Source organism: Streptomyces sp. NPDC052225 (assembly GCF_040679615.1).
GTDB lineage: Bacteria > Actinomycetota > Actinomycetes > Streptomycetales > Streptomycetaceae > Streptomyces.
Map to the genome: position 1 here is coordinate 217,168 of NZ_JBFAVD010000002.1, position 25,905 is coordinate 243,072.

28 protein-coding genes are annotated in these 25,905 nt (G+C 71.7%); 12 read left to right on the forward strand and 16 right to left on the reverse strand.

Features of this window, described 5'->3' with window-relative positions; genetic code table 11:
- Positions 1–83: 83 nt before the first annotated feature.
- On the forward strand, positions 84–602 hold the full coding sequence (locus AB0L37_RS04155; RefSeq protein WP_365499773.1) for a hypothetical protein: 519 nt from the start codon (positions 84–86) through the stop codon (positions 600–602).
- Here the strand turns inward: AB0L37_RS04155 and AB0L37_RS04160 are convergent.
- From AB0L37_RS04160 to AB0L37_RS04170, 3 genes are read right to left on the reverse strand one after another with little or no spacing between them, the layout of a single operon-like run.
- The gene (locus tag AB0L37_RS04160) at positions 571–879 is read right to left on the reverse strand and encodes a WhiB family transcriptional regulator (RefSeq protein ID WP_365499776.1); all 309 of its coding nucleotides are present in this window, start codon (positions 877–879) and stop codon (positions 571–573) included. The two genes, AB0L37_RS04155 and AB0L37_RS04160, sit on opposite strands and share 32 nt — an antisense overlap.
- Positions 880–929: 50 nt before the next feature.
- On the reverse strand, positions 930–1,337 hold the full coding sequence (locus AB0L37_RS04165) for an SsgA family sporulation/cell division regulator (RefSeq protein WP_365499779.1): 408 nt from the start codon (positions 1,335–1,337) through the stop codon (positions 930–932).
- Positions 1,338–1,384: 47 nt separating this feature from the next.
- On the reverse strand, positions 1,385–1,999 hold the full coding sequence (locus tag AB0L37_RS04170; protein ID WP_365499783.1) for a DUF308 domain-containing protein: 615 nt from the start codon (positions 1,997–1,999) through the stop codon (positions 1,385–1,387).
- Between the two features lie 402 nt (positions 2,000–2,401).
- Here AB0L37_RS04170 and AB0L37_RS04175 point away from each other — a divergent pair, with 402 nt between their 5' ends.
- Entirely contained in the window at positions 2,402–3,061 is a 660-nt protein-coding gene (locus AB0L37_RS04175; RefSeq protein ID WP_365499786.1) for a response regulator transcription factor, read from the forward strand.
- An 18-nt stretch (positions 3,062–3,079) separates the two neighbouring features.
- Here the strand turns inward: AB0L37_RS04175 and AB0L37_RS04180 are convergent, their stop codons facing one another.
- From AB0L37_RS04180 to AB0L37_RS04200, 5 genes are all read right to left on the reverse strand, one after another.
- Positions 3,080–3,442, reverse strand: coding sequence for a response regulator transcription factor (locus AB0L37_RS04180; protein WP_365499789.1), 363 nt, complete (start codon positions 3,440–3,442; stop codon positions 3,080–3,082).
- Between the two features lie 81 nt (positions 3,443–3,523).
- Entirely contained in the window at positions 3,524–5,056 is a 1,533-nt protein-coding gene (locus tag AB0L37_RS04185) for an MDR family MFS transporter (protein WP_365500560.1), read from the reverse strand.
- Positions 5,057–5,223: 167 nt separating this feature from the next.
- Positions 5,224–6,957, reverse strand: a complete 1,734-nt coding sequence (gene poxB, locus AB0L37_RS04190; protein ID WP_365499792.1) for a ubiquinone-dependent pyruvate dehydrogenase — start codon at positions 6,955–6,957, stop codon at positions 5,224–5,226.
- A gap of 128 nt (positions 6,958–7,085) precedes the next feature.
- Positions 7,086–7,280 (reverse strand): hypothetical protein, encoded by a 195-nt coding sequence (locus AB0L37_RS04195; RefSeq protein WP_365499795.1) that lies wholly within the window; start codon positions 7,278–7,280, stop codon positions 7,086–7,088.
- Positions 7,277–8,566 carry a cytochrome P450 gene (locus AB0L37_RS04200; RefSeq protein ID WP_365499798.1) on the reverse strand — a complete coding sequence of 430 codons (1,290 nt, stop codon included), beginning with the start codon at positions 8,564–8,566 and terminating at the stop codon, positions 7,277–7,279. Before AB0L37_RS04200 ends, AB0L37_RS04195 begins: the two co-directional genes overlap by 4 nt.
- A gap of 153 nt (positions 8,567–8,719) precedes the next feature.
- On the opposite strand from AB0L37_RS04200, the gene AB0L37_RS04205 reads away from it, so the two are divergent.
- The 4 genes from AB0L37_RS04205 to AB0L37_RS04220 all read left to right on the forward strand — a co-directional run bounded on the left by AB0L37_RS04205 (position 8,720) and on the right by AB0L37_RS04220 (position 13,656).
- On the forward strand, positions 8,720–11,512 hold the full coding sequence (locus tag AB0L37_RS04205) for an AAA family ATPase (RefSeq protein WP_365499801.1): 2,793 nt from the start codon (positions 8,720–8,722) through the stop codon (positions 11,510–11,512).
- A gap of 113 nt (positions 11,513–11,625) precedes the next feature.
- The gene (locus AB0L37_RS04210; RefSeq protein ID WP_365499804.1) at positions 11,626–12,114 is read left to right on the forward strand and encodes a DNA starvation/stationary phase protection protein; all 489 of its coding nucleotides are present in this window, start codon (positions 11,626–11,628) and stop codon (positions 12,112–12,114) included.
- Positions 12,115–12,338: 224 nt separating this feature from the next.
- Positions 12,339–12,806: an SsgA family sporulation/cell division regulator gene (locus tag AB0L37_RS04215; RefSeq protein ID WP_365499807.1), complete on the forward strand. Its 468-nt coding sequence runs from the start codon at positions 12,339–12,341 to the stop codon at positions 12,804–12,806.
- A 58-nt stretch (positions 12,807–12,864) separates the two neighbouring features.
- Entirely contained in the window at positions 12,865–13,656 is a 792-nt protein-coding gene (locus AB0L37_RS04220; protein ID WP_365499810.1) for a Bax inhibitor-1/YccA family protein, read from the forward strand.
- A gap of 82 nt (positions 13,657–13,738) precedes the next feature.
- On the opposite strand, the gene AB0L37_RS04225 is transcribed toward AB0L37_RS04220, so the two are convergent.
- The 4 genes from AB0L37_RS04225 to AB0L37_RS04240 form a co-directional block, all read right to left on the reverse strand.
- On the reverse strand, positions 13,739–14,332 hold the full coding sequence (locus AB0L37_RS04225) for a DUF308 domain-containing protein (protein WP_365499813.1): 594 nt from the start codon (positions 14,330–14,332) through the stop codon (positions 13,739–13,741).
- Between the two features lie 18 nt (positions 14,333–14,350).
- Positions 14,351–15,943, reverse strand: a complete 1,593-nt coding sequence (locus AB0L37_RS04230) for a tannase/feruloyl esterase family alpha/beta hydrolase (protein ID WP_365499816.1) — start codon at positions 15,941–15,943, stop codon at positions 14,351–14,353.
- 112 nt (positions 15,944–16,055) lie between these two features.
- Positions 16,056–16,676: a cytochrome b/b6 domain-containing protein gene (locus tag AB0L37_RS04235; protein ID WP_365499819.1), complete on the reverse strand. Its 621-nt coding sequence runs from the start codon at positions 16,674–16,676 to the stop codon at positions 16,056–16,058.
- Complete coding sequence (locus AB0L37_RS04240) at positions 16,624–17,292, reverse strand: molybdopterin-dependent oxidoreductase (protein ID WP_365500563.1); 669 nt, start codon at positions 17,290–17,292, stop codon at positions 16,624–16,626. Before AB0L37_RS04240 ends, AB0L37_RS04235 begins: the two co-directional genes overlap by 53 nt.
- 308 nt (positions 17,293–17,600) lie before the next feature.
- On the opposite strand from AB0L37_RS04240, the gene AB0L37_RS04245 reads away from it, so the two are divergent.
- Complete coding sequence (locus AB0L37_RS04245) at positions 17,601–18,161, forward strand: CGNR zinc finger domain-containing protein (RefSeq protein WP_365499822.1); 561 nt, start codon at positions 17,601–17,603, stop codon at positions 18,159–18,161.
- A gap of 11 nt (positions 18,162–18,172) precedes the next feature.
- Here the strand turns inward: AB0L37_RS04245 and AB0L37_RS04250 are convergent, their stop codons facing one another.
- The gene (locus AB0L37_RS04250) at positions 18,173–18,670 is read right to left on the reverse strand and encodes a sigma-70 family RNA polymerase sigma factor (protein ID WP_365499825.1); all 498 of its coding nucleotides are present in this window, start codon (positions 18,668–18,670) and stop codon (positions 18,173–18,175) included.
- Between the two features lie 262 nt (positions 18,671–18,932).
- Here AB0L37_RS04250 and AB0L37_RS04255 point away from each other — a divergent pair, with 262 nt between their 5' ends.
- A complete protein-coding gene (locus AB0L37_RS04255) occupies positions 18,933–19,463 on the forward strand; it encodes a hypothetical protein (RefSeq protein ID WP_365499828.1) in 531 nt (176 codons plus the stop codon).
- A 114-nt stretch (positions 19,464–19,577) separates the two neighbouring features.
- Here the strand turns inward: AB0L37_RS04255 and AB0L37_RS04260 are convergent, their stop codons facing one another.
- Entirely contained in the window at positions 19,578–20,117 is a 540-nt protein-coding gene (locus tag AB0L37_RS04260; protein WP_365499831.1) for a GPP34 family phosphoprotein, read from the reverse strand.
- A 270-nt stretch (positions 20,118–20,387) separates the two neighbouring features.
- Positions 20,388–20,813, reverse strand: coding sequence for an organic hydroperoxide resistance protein (locus AB0L37_RS04265; RefSeq protein ID WP_365499834.1), 426 nt, complete (start codon positions 20,811–20,813; stop codon positions 20,388–20,390).
- A 251-nt stretch (positions 20,814–21,064) separates the two neighbouring features.
- Between AB0L37_RS04265 and AB0L37_RS04270 the strand changes: the two genes are divergently transcribed.
- Positions 21,065–22,009, forward strand: coding sequence for an alpha/beta hydrolase (locus tag AB0L37_RS04270; RefSeq protein WP_365499837.1), 945 nt, complete (start codon positions 21,065–21,067; stop codon positions 22,007–22,009).
- Positions 22,010–22,033: 24 nt separating this feature from the next.
- Here the strand turns inward: AB0L37_RS04270 and AB0L37_RS04275 are convergent, their stop codons facing one another.
- On the reverse strand, positions 22,034–22,435 hold the full coding sequence (locus tag AB0L37_RS04275; RefSeq protein WP_365499840.1) for a helix-turn-helix domain-containing protein: 402 nt from the start codon (positions 22,433–22,435) through the stop codon (positions 22,034–22,036).
- Between the two features lie 129 nt (positions 22,436–22,564).
- Here AB0L37_RS04275 and AB0L37_RS04280 point away from each other — a divergent pair, with 129 nt between their 5' ends.
- From AB0L37_RS04280 to AB0L37_RS04290, 3 genes are all read left to right on the forward strand, one after another.
- The gene (locus AB0L37_RS04280) at positions 22,565–23,428 is read left to right on the forward strand and encodes an alpha/beta hydrolase (protein ID WP_365500566.1); all 864 of its coding nucleotides are present in this window, start codon (positions 22,565–22,567) and stop codon (positions 23,426–23,428) included.
- A 93-nt stretch (positions 23,429–23,521) separates the two neighbouring features.
- Entirely contained in the window at positions 23,522–24,157 is a 636-nt protein-coding gene (locus AB0L37_RS04285) for a choice-of-anchor M domain-containing protein (RefSeq protein ID WP_365499843.1), read from the forward strand.
- The gene (locus tag AB0L37_RS04290) at positions 24,154–25,812 is read left to right on the forward strand and encodes a choice-of-anchor M domain-containing protein (protein ID WP_365499846.1); all 1,659 of its coding nucleotides are present in this window, start codon (positions 24,154–24,156) and stop codon (positions 25,810–25,812) included. Before AB0L37_RS04285 ends, AB0L37_RS04290 begins: the two co-directional genes overlap by 4 nt.
- Positions 25,813–25,905: the final 93 nt, after the last annotated feature.

A 25,905-nucleotide genomic window follows, 5' to 3' on the forward strand; every position in this document is an offset into this window, starting at 1 on the left:
CCCTCGCCCGGGGTGGGGCTCGCCGGCGCCGTGAGCCGTCCCGCCGCGTGGTTCGCCGTGTCGTGCCTCGTGTCGTACGTCGTGTGGTCGACGCACACCCGGATCCGCTCGGCGCCGCCACGCTCCAGGGCACGCTCGACGGCCTCGGTGACGAGGGCCTACACGTGTGCCTCGACGCGGGGCGCGGCACGCCGTACAGGACGCCGAGGTCGGCGCCGCGCAGCGGGTGTCGCTTCCACGCGACCTGGACCGGCGAGCCGTCGGCACGTGGGGGTGCCGCAACCGTCGCCCGTGCCCGGTGTCGGGGACGGCGCCGGGCGGCCGTCGATGCCCAGTCGGCCGGCCGGGTGCGGGTATCCCCGCGTCGCGGCGGCGGCCCGTTCGCGTGGCGGGTGGGGTGGTCGTCGCCGCCCCGCCAGACCGGTTGGCGTACGACGTCCCCGACTCCGCGCAGTTCACCGGCCATCGATGTCATCGCGCTCGCCAACTCCCCCGGCCGGGCGGCCGCTTCACGCCTGTGCCTGCGGCCGCTGTACCTCCAAGGCCTGGCCGGCGCCACGGACACGAGCCTCACCGTCGCGACGGGGCCGCGCGCCCCGTGACCGTGCCGGCGGCGGCCTCGTCGCCGAGCCGGCGGCGGTCGTCGCGGGACAGGCCGCCCCAGACGCCGTACGTCTCCCCGTGCCGGAGGGCGGTCGCCGCGCAGGTCGTACGGACCTCGCAGCCGGCGCAGATGCGGCGGGCGCGCTCCTCGCGGGTGCGGCGGGCGGGGCCGCGTTCTCCGGACGGCGAGAAGAAGGCGGAACTGTTCATGCCGCGGCAGGCGGCGCGCTGCTGCCATTCCCAGTCGACGAGGAGCGGCCTCGGTTCGGTGCGCATGACGGTCCTTCCGGTGGGTGCGGGTGCGGGGTGTGCGGTGAGCGGGCGGGTCACTCGGCGAGCTGGGCGGCGAGCTCGTCCCAGTCCACGCCGTCGAGTTCGGTGCCGGGCGGTACGAGCCCGTACGTCTCGGCGAGCCACTCGGCGACCGGCGCGGCGTCGAGTTCGATGAGCGCCGTGCGGTCGCCGCCGAGACGGATCCGCAGGCAGTCGGTCTCGCCGTCCTCGTCGAGCACCGGCCAGAGCGCCACGTCCCCTTCGCCGGTACGGGCGTTCAGGCCCTCGGCGAGCAGTTCGCGGGAGAAGACCCAGCGCACCGAGCGCGGTCCTTGACCGGTGAAGACCAGGCAGACGGCGAGGGGGTCACCTGCGTCGTACGAGAGCTCGCAGTTGAGCGCGAGTCCGAGTTCGGACGTGACCCAGTGCGTGACGACGAGGGAGAGGTGGGACTCGTTCATGGTTGCCTCCTCGGGCGTGGCCGGTTCTCCGGCCGGGTTGACGGGGGTCAGTCGATGGCACGCAGGGTGCCGGGGTGGCGTCGCGCGGCGGCGAACGCCTCGATCACGCCGGTCGCCAGCAGGACGGAGCCGCCGACGTCGGCGAGCTGCCCCGGGGACTCGTACGGGAAGGCGGTCATGAACAGGCCCGCCGACACGATCACCGCGTTCAGTACGTCGTCGTGGACGAAGACGTGGCTCACCGAGGACGAGGTGGCGGAGACGGCCATGGTCAGCCCGCGCAGGAGCCAGCCGCACCCGGTCCACACGCCGAGCAGCAGAACCGTGTCCGCCCGGCCGTGGGCGAGCAACGCGCCGAGCACCAGGGTCGCGACGCCGCCGGCGGCCAGGAGCCAGCGCACAGCGGCCGACGCCCGCGACGCGTGGACCGCGAGCACTTGGAGCACGCCCTGCGCCGCGAGGTGCACCCCGAAGAGCGCTCCGACGGCCGGCACCGTGCGGCCGGGGCTGACGAGCAGCGCCGCCCCGGCCGCGGCCGAGACCAGGGAGCCGGCCAGCATCGTCTTCCGGGTCAGAACCCCACCCGGTCCGGCGACGACGCGTGCGGCGGACCGGTCGGTCGGCGTGCGGAGCTCGTCTCGGAGGGATTCCAGCTGGGCCATGTCCACTTCCCGTTCCTGATGCACACGTGGTGCTCGCATGTGCTGCTTGCCTGTCCTTGATCCGGAACATGTGGGTCCGGGTCCGGTCCCGGGACGTTTCCGCCGCGGTGGCTTTCCCCGGAGCCAAGCGACAGTCTCGGATCACGGCACATCCAGGTCTGTCGTGCGTCCCCTCGGTCTCCGTCGGGGCTGCCGCAGACCGATGTAGGGACCACCCCACACCGGGGCCGGAGCCACTCATCTGACCTGCGCCGATGTCCGCGCGCCGGCGGGGCATGCCGGGCGTGGTGCGGTTGATCGCCGAAGGCGCCGCCCGTGGTCACATGTGTACGAAAAGGTGCCCGTCCACGTCGGTCGCCGTCTCCCACACGTGCGTACGCCCGACCGGGCTAATATGCCGCCATGAGTCAACCACTGCGGGCGGTGCTCGGCGAAGACCAGCCGATCGTGCGCGAGGGCATCGCCGCCATTCTGCGGAGCGCGGGCATCGACGTGGTCGCGTCCGTCGAGAACGCGGTGGACCTCGTCCGCGCGGCCGACGAGCACCGGCCCGACGTGGTGATCACCGACATCCGGATGCCGCCGGCCCTGGAGGCGGACGGCCTGGACGCGGTGCGCAAGATCCGCGCGGCCCGGCCCGAGACGGCCGTCATCGTCCTGTCCCAGTTCCTCGACGCGTCGTACGCGCTCGACCTGGTCGGGGACGATCCGAGCGGCGTCGGCTATCTGCTCAAGGAGAAGGTGGCCAGCCCGCAACTCCTCATCGACGCAGTGGAGCGCGTCGTCGCCCGCGACTCGGCGCTCGACCCGGACGTGATCTCGGCGCTCCTGGGCCGCAAGCGTCCGGAGGATCCGCTGGCCGCGCTGACGCCGAAGGAGCGCGAGGTCCTTGCCCTGATGGCCGAAGGGCACTCGAACACGGGCATCGCCGAGCGGCTCTTCGTGAGCGTCGCGGCCATCGAGCGGCACGTGACCGGCATCTTCCTGAAGCTGGGCCTCAGCCAGGCGGCTTCGGGCCAGCACCGGCGGGTCCTCGCGGTGCTGCGCTACCTCGGGCAGTGATCACGCACCGGGCTCTCACTAGGCCGAGGGTTCGAACAGCCCGCGCAGGTCGGCGTCGAACAACTTGTCCTTCGCCACGAACGACTTGATCCCCGCGCCGTGCAACTCCTCGGCCGACCAGGCGGACTTGTCGGTGGAGGTGAGCACGATCCGCGGCGGGTGTTCCTCCTCGGTGAGCCGGCGGGCCACGCTCAGCCCGTCCACATCCGGCAGGTGCAGATCGAGCAGCAACCCGTCCGGACGGTGCGTGCGCACCGCCTCCAGCGCCGAGGCACCGTCCCAGGACTCCGCCACGACACGCAGGCCGCGGGCCGTCAGCAGCATGGTCGCGATGCGGCGGAATCCGGGGTCGTCGTCGACGACGACGATGTTGATGCACATGGTCTCAGCATGCCCAACGGCGCGACGGGTGGGCCATAGGGGGAGCCCTACGGTTTGTGTATGGCTCAGGTAAAACGCGTTTCACCTGTCGTGTCCCCCTGCGGCCCGGCCGAGGCCGCTGCGGGTGCGCAACGGTACTTCCTTGATGAAGAGCGTCATCAGGAGGGAGAGCAGGGCGACGGGTGTGACGTACAGGAAGATGTCGCCGATGCCGTGCCCGTACGCGCTCTCCAGCCAGGTGCGGACCTGCGCGGGCAGCGCGCCGAGGTCCGGGAGGCCGCCGCCGGAGGTCTTCGCCGCCGCGGCCCGGTCCTGCGGGCCGAGCTGCGCGACGGTCTCCCGTGTGTAGCGGCCGATGCGTTCGGTGAGCAGGGAGCCGAGCACCGAGACGCCCACCGCGCCGCCGAGGGAGCGGAAGAACGTGATGGTGGACGAGGCGGTTCCGAGATCGTCCGGGGCGACCTGGTTCTGGGTGCACAGCACGAGGTTCTGGAGCGTCATGCCGACGCCGAGGCCGATCAGCGTCATGCAGGCGGCGACATACCCGTACGAGGTGTCGTAGCGGAGCATGCTCAGCAGGCCCAGACCCGCGGTCAGCAGGATGCCGCCCGCGAGGAGCCACACCTTCCAGCGCCCGGTGCGGGTGATGATCCGGCCGGAGACCAGGGACGCGACGAACAGGCCCAGGATGAACGGGATCGTCATGAGACCGGACTTCGTCGGGGAGTCGCCGCGCGCGAGCTGGAAGTACTGGCTGAAGTAGATCGCGCCCACGTAGAGCGCCGTGCCGGTGAACAGCGAGGCGACCGAGGCGAGGGCGATGGTGCGGTTGCGGAACAGACGCAGCGGGATGATCGGCTCGCTCGCACGTGTCTCGACGTAGAGGAAGACGAGGGTCAGGGCGAGTGTGCCGCCGACCGACACGTATGTCTGCCAGGACAGCCAGGCGTAGCGGTCGCCCGCGAAGGTGATCCAGATCAGCAGGAGGCAGGCCGCGGCGGTGACGAAGAAGGCTCCGGCCCAGTCGACCTTGACCGCGCGCCGGGTGACGGGGAGGTTCAGGGTGCGTTGCAGGACGACGAGGGCGACGACCGCGAAGGGGATGCCGACGAACAGGCACCACCGCCAGCCGAGCCACGAGGTGTCGGTGATGACACCGCCGAGCAGCGGCCCGCCGACGGTGGCGACGGCGAACGTCGCGCCCAGGTAACCGGAGTAACGGCCGCGCTCGCGCGGGGAGATCATCGCCGCGAGCACGACCTGTGACAGCGCGGCGAGGCCGCCGCCGCCCACGCCCTGGATGACGCGGGCGGCGATCAGCGTGCCCGGGTTCTGCGCGACACCGGCGACCAGGGACCCGAGGGCGTAGACGCTCAGCGCCGACTGGACCAGGACCTTCTTGCTGAACTGGTCGGCGAGTTTGCCCCACAGCGGCGTCGATGCCGTGACCGCGAGCAGGGACGAGGTGACGACCCATGTGTACGCGCTCTGGCCGCCGCCGAGGTCGCCGATGATCCTCGGCAGGGCGTTGGTGACGACGGTGGAGGAGAGGATGGAGGCGAAGAGTCCGAGCAGCAGGCCCGAGAGGGCGCGCATGATCTGCGCGTGGGTCATGGGGGCGGGGCCCGGGCCGGCGTGTGCGTCGGTGGGCAGCTCGGCCCTGGGGACCGGTCGCGGTCGTGGCGTGGTGGTCATGGGGTTCGGTGTCCTGTCACTGTCTGTCATTGCCTCAGGCAACGAAGAGGGGGAGGTGTACGGGGATGCGCGCGGGGGCGGGGCGCTCAGCGCAGGATGCGCCGCGCGACGTTCGTCGTGACCAGGTCGAGGAGTTCCTCGCCGCGGCCGGAGAGGATCGTGCGGATGGCGTAGAGGGTGAACCCCTTGGCCTGCTCGGAGCTCACGGCGGGCGGCACGGAGAGTTCCTGACGTGCCGTCATGACTTCGACGAGCGCCGGGCCTTCGTGGGCGAAGGCACCCTTGAGGGCGTCCTCCAGGTCGCCGGGGCGTTCCACCCGGCGGCTCCACAGGCCGACCGCGGCGGCGACGTCCGCGAGCCGTGGATTGTCCAGCTCGGTCGCGTAGTTGACGATGCCGGCGGCCTTCATCTCCAGCTCGACGAAGTTCAGGGAGCCGTTGTTGAACACGACGATCTTCGCCGGCAGGTCGTTCTGCCGCAGCGTGAACAGCTCGCCGAGGAGCATGGTGAGGCCGCCGTCCCCGGACAGGGAGACCACCTGGCGCCCCGGGTGCGCCGCCTGCGCGCCGACGGCGTGCGGGAGGGCGTTGGCCATCGTGCCGTGGTTGAACGAACCGACGAGCCTGCGGCGGCCGTTGAACGTGACGTACCGTGCCGCCCACACCACCGGCGAGCCGACGTCCACGGTGAAGACGGCGTCCTGCTCCGCCAGCCGGTCGACGGTGCGGGCCACGAACTGCGGGTGGATCGGGGTGCGTTCGTGGTCGTTGACGGCGAGCGAGTCCAGCGACTTCCGGCTCCGTGCGTAGTGGCCGAGGGCCCGGTCGAGATGGGCGCGGTCCGTCTTGGGAGCGAGCAGCGGAAGGAGCGCGGGCAGGGTGTCCCGCACACTGCCCAGCAACGGCAGGTCCACGTACGCGCGACGGCCGATCTGCTCGCCGCGCACGTCGAGTTGGACGATCTTCGCGTCCCGTGGATAGAACTGCCGGTAGGGGAAGTCGGCGCCGAGGATCAGCAGGGTGTCGGCCTCCTCGATGGCCTTGTAACCGGAGGCGAAGCCGAGGAGTCCGGTGAGCCCGACGTCGTACGGGTTGTCGTACTCGACGTGTTCCTTGCCGCGCAGGGTGTGCACGATCGGGGCCTTGAGCGTCTCCGCGAGGCGGATCAGGTCCTCATGGGCTCCGGCGGTGCCCGCGCCGGCCAGGACCGTCACCCGGCGGGCGTCGTCGAGAAGGCTCGCGGCGGCGCGCAGGGCGGCGTCGTCGGGCCGCACGACGGACCGCGCGGGGCGTACCACCGCCGGCGCCGCGCCGCGTGCCGTCTTGGCGAGGAAGACCTCTCCGGGCACGATCACGACGGCCACTCCCCTGCGTTCCACGGCCGCCCGCATCGCCAACTCCAGGATGCGCGGACCGGATTCGGGGTCGGTGACCGTCTCCGCGTACACGCTGCACCCCGCGAAGAGCTGCTGTGGCCGGGTCTCCTGGAAGTAGCCCGAGCCGATCTCGCCGCCCGGGATCTGCGCGGCGATCGCGAGCACCGGCACGCGGCTGCGCTGGGCGTCGAAGAGGCCGTTGATCAGATGGAGGTTGCCGGGGCCGCAGCTCCCGACGCAGACGGCGAGCTCCTCCGTGAGGCCGGCCTCGGCCGCCGCCGCGAGCGCCGCGCTCTCCTCGTGCCGCACATGGACCCAGTCGACTCCGTCGGCCCGGCGGATGGCGTCCGTCAGACCGTTGAGGGAGTCACCGGGCAGTCCGTACAGCCGCTGCACGCCGGACGCGGCCAGGGATGCGATGACGTGGTCAGCGAAGGTGTTCATACGTGTCGCCTTTCGTCGGTGGTGAGCGCGTCCGCCGCGGCGAACACCCGTCCAGGGTCCGGGGGCGGACATTGCTCACACATCCGTCGAATGACTGCGGGGTATGACTGCGGTTCGGCACCCCGGGTTCAGAGGAACGCGCTGAGGTACGTGAGGGCGACCTGGCGCAGGGTCCGGGCGGTGTACTCCTCCGCCGCACGGGCGTCGCCGTCCGGCTCACGGCGGTCGTTGCAGTTGACCCGGCCGAGCAGGTCCTGGAGGGCCGCCTGTTCTTTGCTCCGGGGCGGATACGGGTACGCGTACGGGTCCTCGTGGCGGCTCATGACGTGGTCCTCTCCGCGGTCTTCTCCGTGATCCTCTCTGCGGTCCGGTAGCGCACCGGCAGGGACAGCACGCCGCGGACCATGCCGACGGGGAACCACTCCAGCGCCTCGGCGGGCACGGCCAGTTCCAGGTCGGGGACGCGGGTGAGCAGGGTGTGCAGGGCGACGCGGGCTTCGAGGCGGGCGAGCGGGGCCCCCAGGCAATGGTGGATGCCGTGGCCGAAGGCGAGATGGCGGGCGGAGCGCCGGGTGACGTCCAGGGTGTCCGGGTCGCCGCCGTCCTCCTGCGGCAGGGAGCGGCTCGCCGAGGACAGGGCCACGGCGACGACGGAGCCCCGGGGGATCCGTACCCCGCCGAGTTCCAGGTCCTGTGCGGCGTAGCGGTTCGTGGTGCGCTCCACGGACGGGTCGTAGCGCAGGAACTCCTCGATCGCGCCGGGCAGCAGGCCCGGGTCGGACCGCAACAGGCCGAGCTGATCCGGATGCCGGAGCAGCGCCAGGACCGCGTTGCCGAGGAGGTTGACGGTCGTCTCGTGCCCGGCGATGACCAGCAGCGCTGCGGTGCCGACCAGTTCGTCCTCCGAGAGGCGCCCGTCGTCCTCGTCGCGGGCGGCCACGAGAACGGACAACAGGTCGTCGCCCGGTGCGCGGCGCTTCTCCTCGACCAGTTCGCGCAGGAACCCGTGCAGACGCGCCACGGCCGTCGCGTACTCGGGGTGGTTCACCTGGAAGGCGAGCGTCGTCCAGCGGCGGAAGTCGACGCGGTCGGCCTCGGGGATGCCGAGCAGTTCCGCGATGACCGCCACGGGCAGCGGCGCGGCGAACGACTCCACGAGGTCCGTCCGCCCGGCGGGCGGCAGCGCGTCGATGAGCCCGTGGGCGATCCGGGTGATCCGCGGTTCCAACGCGGCGGTCCGCTTCGGGGAGAAGGCTGCGGACACCAGGCGGCGCAGCCGGGTGTGCTCGGGCGGGTCGGACTCCAGCATGTTGCCGCCGAGGCCGGTGCCGCTCCGGTGTCCGAGGAACCCGGCCGCTTCCAGCATCGCCGCGGCCGGCTCCGGGTTCTTGAGCAGCGCCGGGTGGGTCAGTGCCGCCCGGCCGACCTCGTGGTCGACGACGATCCAGCCGGTGATCCCGGGGAAGAACTGCGCCGGGTGCACGGGCCCCTCGGCCCGCATCCGGGCGAAGCGGCGCGGCGCGTCCGCCTTGAAGTCCGGGCCCATGACGACGGGCTCGGCCGACGCACCGCCCACCGCGGTCTGCCGATACGTGTGTTCCGTATCCATGTGTGTGTCCTCGCTGAAAGGTGAGCCCGGGACAGGAGTGCTCAGGAGCAAGAGGTGTCTCCGGGGAGAAGTGTCTTCAGGGACACGGAGTGGGACCCCGTGCGGGTTCATTCGCCGGATCATGAACGGGGTGTGCGCTCCTACAATGGCCGGATGCCGAACGACTCGTCGCCCGCCGCCCTCGTGGGGCGCGACCGCGATCTGGAGCGGATCCGCGCCTGGGCGCAGGCGCCGGGGGCCGGGGCCCTGCTGCTGTCGGGGGACCCGGGCGTCGGCAAGTCCGCGGTCCTGGACGCCGTGGCCGACGCGGCCGGCGCCGGCGGTGCGCGGGTGTTGCGGGCGGCCGGCGCAGAGTTCGAGGCGGACATCAGTTACGCGGCACTGAACCAGGTCCTGCTCCCCCTGTACGACGCTCTGGACCGGCTGCCTCCCGGGAGCCGGGAGGCGATGAGCGTCGCCCTGGGCTTCGGTGCCGGGCCGCCGCCCGAGCGCCTCCTCGTCTGCAACGCCACGCTCGCCCTGCTGCGGGCGGCGGCCGAGGACAGCCCCGTGCTGCTCGTCGTGGACGACCTGCCCTGGGTCGACCGGGCGAGCGCCGCCGTCTTCGGATTCCTCGCCCGGCGCCTGACGGGGGACGCCGACCGCGTCCGGTTCCTCGGCGCGTCCCGCACGGGCGTGGCCGGCTTCTTCGACGGAAGCGGTCTGCCGTCGTACGAACTCCCCGCCCTGGACGCCGAGTCCGCCGCGCGCCTCGTGGACCTGCGCTTCCCGGACCTGGCCCACCCGGTGCGCCACCGCCTCCTGGACGCCGCGCAGGGCAACCCCCTGGCGCTGCTCGAACTCCCGGGCGCGCTGCGGGCGGACCAGCGCAGCGCGCGGGAGGTGCTGCCCGCCGTGCTGCCGCTGGGCGAGCGCCTGCAGTCCCTGTTCGTCTCCCGTGTCGGTTCCCTACCGGACGCGACCCGCACCCTGCTGCTCCTCGCCACTCTGGACGGCACCGGCGACCTCGGCGTGCTGTCCGCCGCCGCCGAGGAGAGCCTCGGCCGGAGCGACCTGCACGATCTCGACCCCGCTGAACAGGACGGCCTGGTCCGCGTACAGGAGTCGCCGCGGCGCCTGGTGTTCCGGCACCCGTTGATCATGTCGGCGGTCGTCGAGGCGGCGACCAGCAGCGCCCGGCGCGCGGCCCACCGCGCCCTCGCCCACGTCCTGGTCGACAAGCCGGAGGAACGGGCCTGGCACCTGGGCGAGTCGACGCTCAAGGCGGACGAGGACGTCGCCCTGCTCCTCGAACAGACCGCCCGGCGTGTTCTGGAGCGCGGCGACTCGGTGGCCGCGATCAGCGCGCTCACCAGGGCCGCGGACCTCAGCCCGCGGGACAGCGACCGCGCGCGCCGCCTCGCCGAGGCCGCGTATGTCGGCGCCGAGGCGATCGGCGCCCTGCACAGCGCGTCGGAGCTCCTGGAGGACGCCTGGCGGGCGGATCCCCTGCACGGTGCGTCGCTGCGCTCGGCCACCGCCGCCGTCCAACTCGTCCTGAACGGGGACGGCGACCTGGCGACGGCCCACCGCCTCCTGGTCGGCGCCATCGAGCAGGGCGACCACGGCTTCGACGCCGACGACCCGGCGCTGGTCGACGCCCTGCACTTCCTTCTGCTGCTGTGCAACTACGGGGCCAGTGAGGAACTCTGGGCCCCCTTCTACGCGGCCGTCGCCCGGCTGCGTCCCGCTCCCCCGCCGCTGCTCCTGGTCGCGGCGCGCACCTGGGGGGATCCGGCCCACGCCGACGCGGAGACGCTCAAGGCGCTGGACGAGATCATCGACGGGACGACGGCGGAGACCGATCCGGCGCGGGTGGTCCGGGTGGGCACCGCCGCCCTCTACCCGGACCGGCTGCCCGCGGTGCGCGAGGCGGCCTGGCGACTGGTACGGCAGGGGCGGGAGGGCGGAGCGGTGCGCCGGCACATCGGGGCGCTGCTGCACCTGTGTCTGGAGGACTGGCACCGGGGTGCGTGGGCCGAGGCCCTTGAGCTGTCCGAGGAGGGGCTCGCGGCGTGCGAGACGTCCGGATACACCGTCTGCACCTGGTTCTTCCAATACACCAAGGGCCTGATCACCGCCTCCCAGGGCGACTCGGCGACCGCCCACGCGCTCGCCGACGCGATGACCAACTGGGCTGCGCCACGAGGCATCCTGGAGGCTGTGCACTGCGCCCTGCATGTGCACACCCTCGCGCACATCGCCGACGGCGAGTTCGACGCGGCGTTCCGCCGGGTGAGCGCCATCAGCGAGGCCGGCAGCTTCCCTCCGTACGTCGCGCACGCGTCCTGGGTCTTCTTCGACCTGGTCGAGTCCGCCGTACGCACCGACCGTCGTGCGGAGGCGCTCGCACATGTACGGGCGCTGCGCGCGACGCAGGTGGCGGAACTCTCGCCCCGGCTCGCCCTGTTGGCGGGCGGCGCCGAGGCGCTCGTGACGGAGGACGACGCGGAGGCGAACCGACTGTTCGACGCGGCGCTCGCGCTGCCGGGGGCGGAGCGGGCGCCGTTCACCGTGGCGCGGGTGCGTCTTGCTCAGGGTGAACGGCTGCGCAGGGCACGGGCGTTGTCCGAGTCCAAGGGTCCGCTGACCGCCGCGGTGACGGCGTTCGAGCAGCTGGGCTCCGTGGCCTGGGCGGACCGCGCCCGCAAGGAACTGCGGGCGGCAGGGCGTGTGTCGGCGGGCACGGGCGACGAGGGGCACCGGGCGGCGCTCACCGGCCAGGAACGGGAGATCGCCGAACTGGCCGCGGCCGGGCTGACGAACAAGCAGATCGCGGAGCGCCTGTTCATCTCGCACCGCACCGTCGGCGCACACCTGTACCAGATCTATCCCAAGCTCGGCATCGCGTCGCGGATCGCGCTCCGGGACGCGCTGGAGCGGATGGACGAGGGCCGGGGGAACTGAGCCCCGGCGCTGCCGCTTCCAGCGTCGTCCCGGCAGTCAAACGACGGTTCCGCCGGATCGCGGACGCCCCGACCATGGGGGCGTCCGCCACCCTCCGGAAAGGACCCTCCACCATGACCGCACCCCACAGCCCCGTCATCACAAGTTCCCTGTCGGACCAGGAACGCGAGATCGCGGGCAGCGCCTTGCAGGCCACTTTGGTCGATCTGCTCGACCTGTCGCTGGTGGCCAAGCAGGCGCACTGGAACCTGTACGGGCCGCGTTTCCGCTCCATCCACCTCGAGCTCGACGAAGTCGTCACCACCGCCCGCGACTTCGCCGACACGGTGGCGGAACGCGCGGCGGCGCTCGGTGTCAGCCCGGACGGCCGCGCCGCCACCGTCGCCGCGACCAGCGGGGTGCCCGCCTTCGCCGCGGGCTGGACGAAGGACACCGACGCCGTCGAGGCGCTGGTGCGCGCGTTCTCCGCCGTCATCGGCCGGGTACGGGAGCGGGTGGCACGGACCGGGCCGGCCGACGCCGTCACGCAGGATCTGCTGATCGGGCTGACGGCCGCTCTGGAGAAGCAGAGCTGGATGTTCCAGGCGGAGAACCGCAGTTGAGGCCTTGACGCACAAGCCCTTCACCCACGGATACGACGCCTCGGGGGCGTCCCTCTTCGGAGGGGCGCCCCCGAGGCGTAGGTGTGCCGCGGGCAGGAAACGTGGGCCGGGGAAAGGTTCAGCACATACCTCACATGTCCGACCGTCATGTGACCGATGCAGGTGGGTGACCCCGGATGAAGAGTGGGAGACGCAGACTTCGCCGAACGAAGGGGAACCCCGACATGCACCGTGATCAGTCACCTCTGCGGGCGCGTCCGGAGCCCGCACACGTACCGCCGCTGAGCGTGGACGTCGACCAGTTGCTCGACGAGTTCACCCGGCAGTCCCTGCGGGCGACCTTCCACTTCGACCCGGACATGCCCGCGGTGATCAGCGTCGAGTTCCTCGCCGAACGCGGTCCCGGTCTGCTGTGGCGCATCGGCCGCGAGCTGCTGCACCACGGCCTGACGGCGATGAGCGGATCCGGCGAGGTGCGGATGTGGCCGACCCTGCCCGGCGAGCACCCCGCGTCGTGGCTGCTCCTCGAAGCACCGGAGGTGGAGGTGCTGTTCGAGGTGCCCACCGCGGACCTCGCCCAGTGGCTCGACGCCACCTACCGGGTCGTCCCCGCCGAGGCGGAGATGGCCGGCCTCGACTGGGACGCCTTTCTGCACGGGCTCCTCGACAGCCCCGGCACCGCGGCCGACTGACGGCCGCGGCCCACACGAACGACCTGCCCGACCGGGCACCGACATTAGGAGGAACGAGATGAAGAGCAGCAACCCGGTCTTCTCCCGCTGGGACGCCACCCGGGGCGAGAACCTGACCAACCCGTACGCCCCCGACCGGGCCGTGCGGACCGAGCAGAGCGAACAGACCGCCATGACGCTGGACGACGTCGTCGTCCGCACCGCGACCGCCCTCGGGACGGTGGCGCTGGCCGCAGTCCTGTCCTGGCTCCTCCTGCCCGTGGACGAGGCGAACATCGGCCGCTCCTACGGGATCGCCGTGTTCGCCGCAGTCATCGCCTTCGTCCTCTCGATGGTCCAGGCGTTCAAGCGGACGCCTGCTCCTGCGCTGATCCTCGGATACTCGGCGTTCGAGGGCGTCTTCCTCGGTGTGCTCTCCAGCGCGACCTCGACGTACATCGCCCCGGGTGTCGTCGTGCAGGCGGTCCTCGGCACGTTCGCCGTGGCCGCGGGGATGCTCATCGCGTACCGGATGCGGTGGATACGTGTGACGCGGCGGTTCGCCGGTGTCGTCGCGGCGAGCGCGACCGGCTTCCTTCTGCTGCTGGTCGCCGACGCGCTCTTCTCCGCTTTCGGCGCGGGCCATGGCCTCGGCTTCCACAGCGGGGGCCTGGGTGTCGTCTTCGGCGTCATCGGCATCCTGCTCGGCGCGTGCTTCCTCGCGCTGAACTTCAAGCAGGTGGAGGACGCCATCGCGTTCGGCGCACCCCGCGAGGAGGCGTGGTTCGCCGCCTTCGGCCTCACCATGACGCTGGTGTGGATCTACCTGGAGGTGCTCCAGGTGCTGACCATCGTCAACGGCGAGTCCTGAACCCTGAGCCCCACACCCCGAACCCCTGATCCTTCGCCCTCAGCGCAGGATCAGGGGTTCGGGGTTTCAGCGCTCTCGTGGATCAGGCGGCGGCCGTACCGGAGCGGCGTGCCTTCCAGCTCAGCAGCAGGGCCTGGGCGATGAAGAACACCCCGCCTCCCGTCGCGTACACCGAGAGCACGTCGAGGGACGGATCGGCGCCCGCGGCCTGGATGTTGTAGAAGATGCCGACGACGAACGACAGCCCGCCGGCGATCAGCATCGGCCACTGCTTGCCCAGCTCCGGGCCGCGCCGCCGCAGTCCGACGACCACCTGGGCGGCCCCGGAGACGACGGCCCAGGCGCCGAAGACGTGGAGCACGGGCGCGACACCGCCCGCGCCCGCGATGCCCACGGCGATCGCGGCGAGGGTGCTCAGCACGCCGTTGAACGCGGTGATCCCGCGCTCCGGACCGCCGGGCAGCGCCCGGTGGTCGATCAGGGACGACACCGCGTCGATCAGCGGGTAGACGACCAGCAGCGTGACCGCCACGGCGTCCACGTCCTCGTGGGCTCCGGCGAACACCGCGGCCCACACGAGGGCCAGGACGCCGCGGCCCAGACAGAGCTTCACGAGAGAGGTGCGTTCCGCGGCGTCGGCCGGTCGGACCGGCGTCGTGATGGTGTGCGTACTCATGTCGGTCGGGCCCTTCGTTCAGTGCTGGTGCGCGGTGACGCAGCGGAAGCTGGATGCGGCGGCCGGGTCACCCTGGCCCCGGTAGCGCAGGACCTGCGGGTAGCGGCACAGGTCGCGGTCGACCTGCCGGCCCGCGTCGTTGACGAGGGTCGCGGGCAGCGTCCGCGGCGCCTTGTCCTTCTCGACCCACGCGGTGAGCGCGGCGAGTCCGTCCGTCGAACCGTCCTGGCCGTTGAGACCGCAGTGGTCGGTGCCGGGGGCGAGGAAGAGCCGGTAGAAGTCGTCGACCCGCTTGGTGCCGCCCACCTCCCGGTCGACCCGCTCGCGGTACTTCACGGTGCCCTGGGTGGGGATGAACTGGTCGGACAGACCGTGCCAGCTCAGCAGCTTGCCACCGGAGTCGCGGAAGGCCGACAGGTCGGGGTCGGCCGTGCCGATGACCTTGTCGTACTCGGCCTTGGACTGCCGGAAGAGCTCGGTGAAGCGGTCGTACGTGATCGTGGACAGGTCGAGCGACGGGTCCTTGGCGACCCACAGCTTGACCCAGTCGGCGGGCACCGGGAACGGCGCACCGGGCGTCGCAAGACCCGAGAGATCGGCGCCGACCGGGACACCCGGCCACAGCTTCTTGCCGGTGGTCGTGCGCGGCCCGTCCCAGATCTTGCGGACCACGGCCGCGTCGGCCGCCGTGATGGTCAGCTCCTTGCCGTCGCACACGACCTTGGTGCCGATCAGCGTGCGCGGGTCGAAGTCGCACCGGGAGGGGTCGTTGACCAGCCCGTCCCTGGCCCCGTCGAGCGGGTCGCACGCCGTGACGGCGGCCTTGGTGAACGCGGCGAACTCGCAGCCGGTCGGGTACGTCTTCTCGTTGTTCATGACGACCTGCGGCCACAGCGTGGCGACTTCGTACGCGCCCCAGTTGATCGCGGGAGCGTCGGCGAGGATGCCGTCGTAGTCGTCGGGGTAGCGCTGCGCCTCCATGTAGCCCTGCCGGCCCCCGGTGGAGCAGCCGGTGAAGTACGCGTAGGCGGGGCGGCTGCCGTAGACGGCGTCGACGACCTGCTTGCCGACGACGGCGGCCTCGTGCTGGGAGCGGGAGGCGAAGTTCTCGAGCAGCCCGGTGTCGATCTTTCCGTCGCTCTTCAGCGCCCAGTCGACGTCGAGTACGTCACCGACGCCCGCGTCGGTGGTGGTCGCGGCGTAGCCGTTCTTGACGGCCGCCCCCATCCCGACGTTGTTGTCGCCCGCCGCGAAGGCGGAGCCGCCGAGCGCCTGGAAGCGGCCGTTCCAGCCGGTCCGGGGCAGCCAGGTCCGCACCGTGGCGTGGTCGTCGTCGCCGGGGTGGGTGAGGGTGACGGTCACCTCGCAGTAGGCGGGCACGTCGTCGACCGTGCCGCCGAGGAGTCCGGTGCCCTGCACGGTGCCGCCCGCCCGGTCGACCGCCGTCACGGACTCGATCTTCGTACCGGAGGGCGCCTTCACGCCCGCCGTCGCGCAGGTGGTCGCGGTGGTGCGGGCGGTGCCGTCCCCGGCGTCGGCGGACGCGGTCGGCAGATACACGGCGGCGGCCAGCGGCACACCGGCCGCGAGCACGGTCAGAACTCGTCTCATGGGAATCCATCCAGATACGTGGGTTGAAATACTGAGGTGTGAGGTGTGACATGTGCACTCTGGTCGGCGTCACACATGTCCGACAACAGTCATTCGACGCGCGGGAGTTGGGTCATTCGACGGTGCGTCCGGTCTCCTCGTCCTCCTCGCGGAGCCACCCGGGGTGCTGCCGCCGGGCCCAGGAACGGCTGACGTGACCGGTGCGCATACCGAGCCTGGCCTCGGGATCCGCGAGGGCCTTGCGCACATGTCCGAGGATCACGAACACGACCGCCCAGGCCAGAAGGTCGTGGACGAAGATCGCGCTGGTGCGGGAGATGAAGGGCGCGAGCCCCATGAACCACATGAGGAGGCCGGTGAACATCATCACGGGCACGGCGCCGGCGATCCAGCCCGCGTAGATCTTCTGCCCGGTGTTGAACTTCTTGGCCGGACGCCGGTTGAGCCGGCGCAGGTCCGCCCGGAAGGCGGCGGAGCGGAGGCCGAGCAGGAAGGGCGCCGGCAGCAGGATCCCCGACCATTCGTGGACCGTCACCAACAGGGCGCGCCGTCCGACGAGTTGGGCCAGCGGTCCGAGGTACAGGCAGGCGGCGGAGACGACACAGACGAGCATCAGGCATCCGGTGGCCCGGTGCACCCTGCGCTCCGCCGGCCCGAACCGCCGGACACGACCGTCGGGGTCAGGCCGCGTCGCCGTGCCGGTCGGCCCCGTCGAGCCATCCGTCGACCGCATAGCCGCGCTCCTCCCAGTAGCCGGGGACGACCTCGTCGGTGACCGTGATTCCGGACAGCCACTTGGCCGACTTGTAGAAGTACATGGGTGCCACGTAGAGGCGGACGGGCCCGCCGTGGGCGTGGGTGATGGGTTTGTCCTGCATGTTCAGCGCCACCAACACGTCGGCGCGGCGGGCCTGTTCGAGGGTGAGGCTCTCGCTGTAGGCGCCGTCGAAGCAGGTGAAGCGGACCGCGGCGCCCGGGGAGCGCACACCTGCGGCATCGAGGATGTCCGCGAGCCGCACACCCTCGAAGGGGGTGCGGTCCACGCGCCAGCCGTCGGTGCACTGCACGTCGTGGACGACCCGGGTCTGCCGCATCGCCCGCAACGCGTCGAGCGTGTACGTCGTCGGCCGCCGCACGTGCCCGTCGACCTTCAGCGCGTACGACGTCGCGTCCTTGCGGGGCACGGAGCCGACGACGCTGTAGTACCGGAAGCCGCCCGGGTCGGGCAGCAGGCCGGTCACCCCCGACGGGTCGGCCTGGGACGCGGCGGCCAGGAAGCTCTCCCACCCCCGCTGGAGGTAGGGCGCGGCGGCGAGCCCCGCGGCCCCCGCCCCGAGCATGCCGAGCATGGCCCGACGCCCCACCGGCGCACCCGCGGCCGCCTGTTCCGGCCGCCCTGACCGTTCCGGCGGCTCCGGCCGTTCCTGTCCCTGTGCCATGGTCACCGCGCTCCTTGATTCTCCGCGCCTCTGTCGGCGTTCCACATGCGTGGCGGTGCCGGTCGCGTTCCCGCGTTCACGTTCTCGTCCGCGTCACCTGTCTAAGTGGTGACGACTTTGGCATGCCACGCCTCCCCTGTCAACACACGTGTGAGCTGCGGCCCTCACGCCCCGCCCGGTCCTTGCATCCCCCCGGCGTAACCTGTCAGGATGGTGATGTGAACCTCGACCACGTTTTCGTATGCGGACATCCGGCCCTCGACTTCGCGGCCACGCTCCGCGCGCGACGCTCGACCCGCTTCGAGATGTTCGTGACGCCCGCGCGGCTGAACGCCTGGTACCTGGAGTCCGGGCTCGTGGACACGATCACCCCCGGCACCGACGAGGACGTCCGGGCGGCCACGACCGTGCGCGAGGCCCTGTACCGGCTGATCACCGAGCGCCGCCTCGGCGAGGAGTTCGACCGCGAGACGCTCGCCGTGCTCAACGCCGCCGCGCGCAAGGACCCGGTGACGCCGCAGCTCACCCCGGCCGGGCGGCACACGGAGGCGACCCCCGCGCAGGCCCTGGCCACCGTCGCCCGGCAGGCCGTCGAACTGCTCAGCGGTCCGGACGTCCCGCTGCTCAAGGAGTGCGGGAACCCGGAGTGCACGCGCGTCTACATCGACCGCTCGCGCGGGATGCGGCGCCAGTGGTGCGGGATGGACTCCTGCGGCAACAAGATCAAGGCCGCCGCGTACCGCGCCCGGAAGAAGAGCGCGCCCGCCGCGGCCGTGTGAGCCCAGGCGCCCTACGCAGCTTCGAGCTCCACGACGGCGCGGAGCTTGCGCAGGGCGTTGTGATGACGGCTCTTGACCGTCCCCTGCGGCACCCCGAGGATGCCGGCGGTCTCCTGGATGCTGCGGTCGCACAGATATATGTGCACGAGCACGGCGCGGTGTTCGGGGGAGAGCCGCAGCAGCAGCGGCCTGACCACGAGGGCGTCGTGCACGGATGCCGTGCCGTCCGGCCCCGACGCGAGTTCGCGGTGGGAGTCCCCGACGACCTCCCTGCGCACGTGGGCCTTGCGCACCCAGTCGATGACCAGGTGCCGGGCCACCGTGAAGAGCCAGCCCCGCACCGACCCCTCCATGCCGGCCAGCCGGTCGATGTTCCGCCAGGCCCGGATGACGGTCTCCTGCGCGATGTCCTCGGCGAGCCCGCGATCACCCAGCATCTTCTCGGCGTACGAGACCAGACCGTCACGGTGCTCTCTCATGATGGTGCGGAGCAGATCGGATCGGGACATGAGCCATCCTGGTTCTGTGTCGGAGAAACCCATTCTACGTACATGTGCAAACGTATCTTGCCGTGGCTGCACACATGTTCCCTCGCCGAGGCGGCGGCCGTACCGCCTCGGCCCCTGTCCCCCAGAGCACACTTGTGTCTATGGTGGGGAGTGAACATGCCAGATGGTGTGATACGCCGTCCGGTGCCGACATGCGCCTGCGGAGAAACCTCCGCGCAGGTAACATGCGCAGGGTCAAACTTATCTAAAGGAGTGCACGGTTGTGACCAGCCAATCAGCCGACACGCTCCGATCGCGGTACGTGGAACAGGCCGCGTCGGATCTGGCGAAGAACCGCAGGCGCCAGCAGGAGCTGACGGAGAAGCTCGCCCTGCTGAAAGAGGAGGAGGCTCTGCTGGCGGACATCCTCAAACTCGCCGAGCGGTACGAGGGTTTCGGCGACGCCTCGCGGCTGCCGGAGCAGGCGCAGGACGAGCCCGCTGTCACGACGGCGAAGCAGCGGGCCCGCACCACGGCGGGCAGGTCGGCTGCGGCGGGTTCGAAGAAGGCCGACGCGAAGGGAGCGTCGCGCCGGCCTCTTTTGGGCGACCTTCTGCTGGAGCTGCTGACCGGTCACGACGAGCCCTGCCCGGCGAAGGACCTCCGTGACGAACTCCTGGAGAAGCACCCGAGCCGCAACCCGACACCTCAGGTCGTGCGGAACACGCTGGAGTCCCTGGTCGCCAAGGGTCGCATCCGGCGGCACAAGGAGGACCGGTCGGTCATGTACACCGTCGTGAAGGGCTCGCACTGACGGAGCCGTTCGGCCCTTCAGTCGTTCGGTCCTTCAGCCGTTCCCTTCGTTCAGTCATTCCGCGGGTGGGTGTCCGGGCAGACCGGGCACTCGCCCGCCGACGTGCGACCGCGGTCAGGCACGCCACACGTTGTCGAAGGCCGCGTTCTCGATGCCACGGCGCAGACGTACGGCCTCCAGCTGCGTCACGGACTCTCCGACGGCGGCCAGCACCGTCGTGACCGCGTCCCCGAGCAGACTCTCGTCGACCTCCGCCGCCCCGTCACCGCTCTCGATCCTCGCGGCGGCAAGCAGCGCCTCGAGGATCGCGTCAACCGACTCCCGGTGCCACTGCGGACGGGTCACGAGGCCTTCCCGGCGCAGCTCGTCTGAGTAGGCCCGCGCGAGGCCCGGACCGCGCCGCCACAGCCAGTCGCCGACCGTCTCGTACGGGTACTGCCGTGCGAGCAAGGCGGAAGCGGCGTCCAGGAGTTGATCCCCCGTGGCCGTCGGGGCGGCGGGCACGACGCTGTCGCCGTCGAGCGTCAGACCGCCCAGCTCCAGGAGGTCGATCGCCTCGGCCCCGGCGAGCGCAAGGGACAGGTCGGCCGGGTCGGTGTGCCGGTCGACCGTCCCGTCCAGGACGAGGAGCGCGAGGTCGCGGGCCGTGGTCATCGGTCCCCCGTTCGGTCGATGAAGTCCGAGGGCGTCGGCCCGTAGCCCCACATGACCGTGGTCGTGGCCCACACCCACACCTGGGTGGCGTCGGGCAGGCCACCGTCGGGTGCGGCCACGGGACGGCGACGTCGTCGAGGGGTGTGTACATGTGCCTGTGTCTTGCTGAACATGTGTGTCGCCTTCCTTGGGTCGGCGAAGCCGGCGGGAGGGCCGGGGGCGGGCCCCGTGCCGGGGGAAGGCGCACGAGGCCCGCGGTCCGGGGTGGGGTCAGGCCGCGGAGGCGTTGATGGTGACGGCGATGTTGCCGCGCGTGGCCTTGGAGTACGGGCAGATCTGGTGGGCGGCGTCGGCGAGCTCCTGCGCCGTGGCGCCGTCGACGCCGCCGAGCACCGGGGAGAGCACCGCGGAGAGGGAGAACTCGCCGTCGTCCCCGTGGGTGAGGGTGACCTCGGCGGTGATCGTGGTGCTGGTGAGCCGGATCTTGCGGGAGGCCGCCGCGCGGCGCAGTGCACCGAGGAAACAGGCGGCCCAGCCCGCGGCGAAGAGTTGCTCGGGGTTGGTCGCCGCGCCGGAGCCGCCGAGTTCCTTGGGCAGGGCGAGACCGAAGTCGAGCAGGCCGTCCGAGGAGTGCACGTGACCGCCGTTGCGGCCCTCTCCGTCGACGTCGACAACGGCGGTGTAGCTAGTGGCCATGACTGCTGCTCCCCATCTGGGTTGAGATCTGGACCGAAAGTCGTCACCGGTTAAGCCGGTGACATCAGCATGCTGTCGCTCGCGTCACCTGTCAAGCCGGTGTCGCACCCGACACGTGTGACGATACATGTTCGGAGCCAAACACGTGTGAACCGCATGAGCCCCATGGCCGTTCTCCAGATGGGGTGTGAGCACACCTCGTGCGCGGCCACCTTCGACCCCGCGATCACCGCCACCCACAGGAGCCCCCGATGAACCGAACGAACCAGGTGAACCCGATGGACCAGGCGAGCGAGACGCCCCTCTCCCCCGGCGCTCACGCATGTCCGTACGACGACGGTCTGGTCCAGCGCTACCACGTGCACGGCAGCGGACCGGTGTGCGTGGTCCACTCCGGAGGCCCCGGCATCTTCTGGGACTACCTGCGCATGCCCGCGCTCGAGCACCACCTGACGATGGTGTACGTCGAGCCGATCGGGACGACGGAGGACAGCCGCCTGTCCTCACACCCGCACGGATACACCCGCGCGCGGTACAGCGACGCCCTGGAGCGGCTGATCCGCCATCTGGGTGTGCCCCGGGTGCACCTGCTGGGCCACTCGCACGGCGCGTTCGTGGCCGCGTACCACGCACTGCACCACCCCGAGCAGCTGGCGGGCGTCGTGCTGTACGAGGGTGCCCCCGTCACCGGACCCGAGCACGGGGCGGAAGCGGGGCGCAGGGTCGAGGAGTTCGCCGCGCGACACAGCGCCCACCCGGGACTGGGCGAGGTCCTGGCCGCCTTCGGCGCCATGTCCTCCATGGCCGGTGACGAGGACACCGTGGCCGTGGCCCGCGGGGTCTTCCCTTCGTACTTCGCCGACTACTGGGCCCGCGAGGAGGAGTGGTCCGCGATCCGGGAGGCGATCAGGGCGACGTACATCTCGGGTCTGGACGAGCACGGCGACCCGGACCTCGTCGACGATCGCGCCGCGCTCAAGAATCTGCAGGTTCCGGCCCTCGTCGTCGTCGGCCGGCACGACGTGATCTGCGGCCCGCGCTGGGGTCTCGAACTCAGTGAGCTGATCCCCGACGCGCGGCTGCTGATCCTGGAGCACAGCGGCCACTTCGGTCACCTGGAGGAGCCGGAGGTGTTCGCCACCGCCGTGCGGGGCTTCGTCGAGGCCGGTACGGGGTCCCGCGCGTCCCGGCCATAGCGGTTCGCGGCGCGCCGAGGGCCGTCAGTGGCCGCCGGAGCTGTCGGCCAGGCGGTTGTTGTCCTCGACGGCCGCCATGTGGGTCTCGGCCCAGGCGCGCAGCGCGGACAACGGTCTTTCGAGCGACAGGCCGAGGTCGGTGAGCCGGTAGTGGACGGCGGGCGGCACCGTGTCCTCCACCCGGCGGGCGGCCAGGCCGTCGCGCACGAGGCTGCGCAGCGTGACGGAGAGCATCTTCTGGGAGATGCCCGGCATCCGACGGCGCAGGTCCGCGAAGCGCACCTCGCCCGGCGCCGCCTCGGCCAGCACCTTGACCGCCATCGACGTCCACTTCGTACCGACGCGGTCCAGGAGTTGCCGGGTCGGGCAGTCCGGGTCGAACAGGTCGCCGCGCTCGCCGCGTCGGGCCGCCGCTTCCTTGGTCACCTGTAGCTCACCACCTGTGGGAGAAGTGCCGTCTTGGCGCAAGGAGCCTAGTTACCTACCGTCGGCTTGTCACCAATGGTGACCGCCTACCGGCACTCCCCCTCGGCCCTCCTGCGCCTGGAGTTCTCCATGCCCGCTCCCGAACTGCGCCGCGTCCCCGTCAACGGCGTCGAGCTCAATGTCGCCCTCGCCGGCTCGGGCCCGCCCGTCCTCCTGCTGCACGGCTTCCCGCACACCTGGGAGGTGTGGACCGACGTCATGGCCGATCTGGCCCTGCGCCACCGCGTCATCGCGCCGGACCTGCGCGGCTTCGGCGCGAGCGGCCGTGCGGCCACCGGGTACGACGCCGGGACCCTGGCCGACGACGCGGCGGCCCTGCTCGCGGCGCTCGACGTGCCCTCGGCCTCGGTGGTCGGCATCGACGCCGGGACGCCGCCGGCGCTGCTGCTCGCCCTGCGCCGCCCCGGCCTCGTGCGGCGGCTCGTCGTCATGGAGTCCCTGGCCGGCAGGTTGCCGGGCGCCGAGGAGTTCCTTGCGGGCGGACCCCCGTGGTGGTTCGGCTTCCATGCCGTTCCCGGTCTGGCGGAGACGGTCGTCGAGGGGCAAGAGGCCCCCTACGTCGACTGGTTCCTGCGCACCGGCACCCTCGGCGAGGGTGTGCGGCCACCGCTGCGGGACGCGTTCGTCGACGCCTACACCGGCCGGGAAGCGCTGCGCTGCGCGTTCTCGTACTACCGCGCGCTGCCCGAGAGCGCGGCGCAGATCGCCGAGGCCACCGCGGCGGCGCGGCTCACGGTGCCGACGATGGCGATCGGCGCGCATCCGGTCGGCGCGGCGCTGGAACGCCAGCTCCGTCCGATCGCCGACCACCTCACCGGGCACGTCATCGAGAACTGCGGGCACATCGTCCCGCTGCACCGGCCACGCCAACTGCTCGCCCTGCTGCGCCCGTTCCTCTGGGCAGGGACGCCCGCAGCGCATTGCCATCCCTAGATGAACATGATTATCGTGTGTCTTGTTGGTGCACGAACAACGTGCGCCCCTTTGATCCAGGGGGGATCTGTTTTGCGTACCTCCATACGTGCCGTGCGTGCTCTCACCGTCTCCGGCGCACTCGCCGCGGCCCTCGCCGCGGCGGGCCTCGCCGCCACCCCGGCCCTGGCCGCGACCACGCTCGGCAGCGGTCACGTGGACGTCGTCGACGCCGAGTGGGACGGCGCCGACCTGCACCTGCACGTCCACGACGAAGTCAACGACGTCGAGTACGCCCCGGCCGACGTCACACTGTCCGTGCCCGCGGCCGCCAAGGTTGCCAACCCCGGCTACGGCTTCCTCGGTTCGGGCAGTCAGGTGTGGCTGCTGCCCGAGGACCAGGCGCTCGCCACGTCCCGGGGCGTGCTGTTCCCGGGAATCTCCACCGAGCACCTCTCCACCGGCGTCTTCTCGGGGGACGCGGTGACGTTCACCCTGGTCGGCGCCACCCGTGACGGCGCCACGACCGAGGACTTCAGCGTGTACGCGGGCAGCGGCAGCCGCTGGTTCGACAGCAACACCGCCACCGCCTCGTACAAGTCGAAGTCCTTCGGCGTGGCCACGCACCAGCACGCCACCTGGGCCTTCGAGGAGGCGGGCACCTACAAGCTGACGTTCAGGGTGCAGGGCACGGTCGGCGGCGTCGCCGAGTCGGCCACCGAGACGTACACCGTCGTCGTCGGCTCGTGAGGGGAGCCCTGACGCGCCGCGGGCGCGTCCCCGTCGTGGCGGCGCTGACCACGGCGACCGCGATGCTCGTGGGCGCGGCAGGGCTGGTCGCCGGCGGCGGGCAGGCCCGCGCCGCCGGCGGTGCCGTCGTGCTCGACGAGGGCGCGTTCGACCTCACGCCTCGACCGGCCGACGGGCGGATCGAGTTGCGGCTCGACGACCGCAGCGGCGCCTCGACCGTCGTACGCGAACCCTCCGAGGTCGTGGTGCATGCCGTGCAGTCGACCTTGCAGTTCACGCCGTCGCCGCTCGCCATGGCGCTCGGCACCACCGATCTCGACACCTGGCAGCTCAACGGCTGGGAGGGGCGGAACCTCTTCGCGGCCGAGCCCGGCTGGAACGGCTCGGCGGCCGGTGGCGACACCGAGGTGGAGCTGTCGGCGTACGAAGGTCCGGGGGATTTCGGGCTGGCCACGTACACGCGGGCGATGGACGACGCGGACGCCGCGCCCACCGTGCACCTCGGCAGTGCGGAGCAGGTGCCGCGCGCCTTCACTCTCCCCGGCGACGCGCAACGCCTGCTGCCCACCTGGCAGTTCACCGAGGAGGGCGTCTACCGCCTCACCTTCACGGTGACCTCGGGCGGCTCCACCGACACCGAGACCCTGGCCGTCGTGGTCGGGGACGACGTCGATCCGGGTGAGGTCCTGCCAGGTGACGGCTCCACGCCGCCGCCCGGGACCTCGACGCCGGGCACACCTCCGGGCACCACGTCACCGCCCGCCCCGGCCGGGCCCGCGCACGTCATCGACAACGGCCATCTCGACCTCGCCGCGCGGCCCGTGGACGGTGACCTCCAGTTCCAGGTCAAGGAGGGCAACTCCCAGACGTACGAGTGGTACGAGCCGGACAAGGTCGTGCTGCATGTGAAACCCGGCGCCCGACGGAAGGTCACCGCGGGGTACGAGTTCCTGGGCGCGGTGGGGGACCCGGTGTGGTGGCTGCCCATGCAGCAGGTCGACGGGCTGGTCTGGCCGGGGTGGAGCACCGAGGGGTACGCGAAGAGCGACGTCGACGGGGACCTCACCTATCGGCTCGACGCGGTGCGCGGGCCGGGCTCGGTGGCGGTGTTCAACTCGGGGTCGCTCGGGTCGGCGGATGTCGCGCTCAACAGCGGTGACGGGCTGCCGGACTCCCTCGCGCACGCCGCGCACGCCCACAGCCACTGGAACTGGACCTTCACCGCCGAGGGTGTGTACCGCACCACCTTCACCGTCAGCGCCACGCTCGCCGACGGCACGAAGGTCAGTGACAGCGAGACGATCGCGTGGGTGGTCGGCGACGAGACGGATCCCTCGACCGTGACGCCGGGTCCCGGCGACGCGCCGGCCGCGACGCCGACCCACAGCTCATCGCCCTCGGCATCGGCCTCAGCTTCGGCTTCGGTCACGGCGCCGTCGCCGGTGACCGCGGGCCCGTCCGTGACGGATGCGGGCGCCTCATCCTCTGATGCGCCGGCCGTCAACTCCGTTGCCTCAGGCGGCGGTTCGCCGTCCGGTGGCGGGCTGGCCGCCACCGGTGCGGGCGTGGCAGTGATCGCGGGGATCGCCGTGGTCGCCCTGCTCGCGGGCTGTGGCGCGGTGTTCGCCGTACGACGACGGCGCGGCGCCCGGTGAATGCTCCGCGTACGGAGGGCCGGCGTCGGCAGCCCCGGCCTTCCGTACGCGGTTTCGCGGACGCCCGCACATGCCCGAGAACTCTGAGAAGGA

Excerpts from the sequence above, each read along its gene's own strand:
- AB0L37_RS04160 (WP_365499776.1), bottom strand. The coding sequence starts at position 879 with ATGCGCACCGAACCGAGGCCGCTCCTCGTCGACTGGGAATGGCAGCAG.
- AB0L37_RS04165 (WP_365499779.1), bottom strand. The coding sequence starts at position 1,337 with ATGAACGAGTCCCACCTCTCCCTCGTCGTCACGCACTGGGTCACGTCC.
- AB0L37_RS04170 (WP_365499783.1), bottom strand. The coding sequence starts at position 1,999 with ATGGCCCAGCTGGAATCCCTCCGAGACGAGCTCCGCACGCCGACCGAC.
- AB0L37_RS04175 (WP_365499786.1), top strand. The coding sequence starts at position 2,402 with ATGAGTCAACCACTGCGGGCGGTGCTCGGCGAAGACCAGCCGATCGTG.
- AB0L37_RS04180 (WP_365499789.1), bottom strand. The coding sequence starts at position 3,442 with ATGTGCATCAACATCGTCGTCGTCGACGACGACCCCGGATTCCGCCGC.
- AB0L37_RS04185 (WP_365500560.1), bottom strand. The coding sequence starts at position 5,056 with ATGACCCACGCGCAGATCATGCGCGCCCTCTCGGGCCTGCTGCTCGGA.
- poxB (WP_365499792.1), bottom strand. The coding sequence starts at position 6,957 with ATGAACACCTTCGCTGACCACGTCATCGCATCCCTGGCCGCGTCCGGC.
- AB0L37_RS04195 (WP_365499795.1), bottom strand. The coding sequence starts at position 7,280 with ATGAGCCGCCACGAGGACCCGTACGCGTACCCGTATCCGCCCCGGAGC.
- AB0L37_RS04200 (WP_365499798.1), bottom strand. The coding sequence starts at position 8,566 with ATGGATACGGAACACACGTATCGGCAGACCGCGGTGGGCGGTGCGTCG.
- AB0L37_RS04205 (WP_365499801.1), top strand. The coding sequence starts at position 8,720 with ATGCCGAACGACTCGTCGCCCGCCGCCCTCGTGGGGCGCGACCGCGAT.
- AB0L37_RS04210 (WP_365499804.1), top strand. The coding sequence starts at position 11,626 with ATGACCGCACCCCACAGCCCCGTCATCACAAGTTCCCTGTCGGACCAG.
- AB0L37_RS04215 (WP_365499807.1), top strand. The coding sequence starts at position 12,339 with ATGCACCGTGATCAGTCACCTCTGCGGGCGCGTCCGGAGCCCGCACAC.
- AB0L37_RS04220 (WP_365499810.1), top strand. The coding sequence starts at position 12,865 with ATGAAGAGCAGCAACCCGGTCTTCTCCCGCTGGGACGCCACCCGGGGC.
- AB0L37_RS04225 (WP_365499813.1), bottom strand. The coding sequence starts at position 14,332 with ATGAGTACGCACACCATCACGACGCCGGTCCGACCGGCCGACGCCGCG.
- AB0L37_RS04230 (WP_365499816.1), bottom strand. The coding sequence starts at position 15,943 with ATGAGACGAGTTCTGACCGTGCTCGCGGCCGGTGTGCCGCTGGCCGCC.
- AB0L37_RS04235 (WP_365499819.1), bottom strand. The coding sequence starts at position 16,676 with ATGCGGTCGACGGATGGCTCGACGGGGCCGACCGGCACGGCGACGCGG.
- AB0L37_RS04240 (WP_365500563.1), bottom strand. The coding sequence starts at position 17,292 with ATGCTCGGCATGCTCGGGGCGGGGGCCGCGGGGCTCGCCGCCGCGCCC.
- AB0L37_RS04250 (WP_365499825.1), bottom strand. The coding sequence starts at position 18,670 with ATGTCCCGATCCGATCTGCTCCGCACCATCATGAGAGAGCACCGTGAC.
- AB0L37_RS04260 (WP_365499831.1), bottom strand. The coding sequence starts at position 20,117 with ATGACCACGGCCCGCGACCTCGCGCTCCTCGTCCTGGACGGGACGGTC.
- AB0L37_RS04265 (WP_365499834.1), bottom strand. The coding sequence starts at position 20,813 with ATGGCCACTAGCTACACCGCCGTTGTCGACGTCGACGGAGAGGGCCGC.
- AB0L37_RS04270 (WP_365499837.1), top strand. The coding sequence starts at position 21,065 with ATGAACCGAACGAACCAGGTGAACCCGATGGACCAGGCGAGCGAGACG.
- AB0L37_RS04280 (WP_365500566.1), top strand. The coding sequence starts at position 22,565 with ATGCCCGCTCCCGAACTGCGCCGCGTCCCCGTCAACGGCGTCGAGCTC.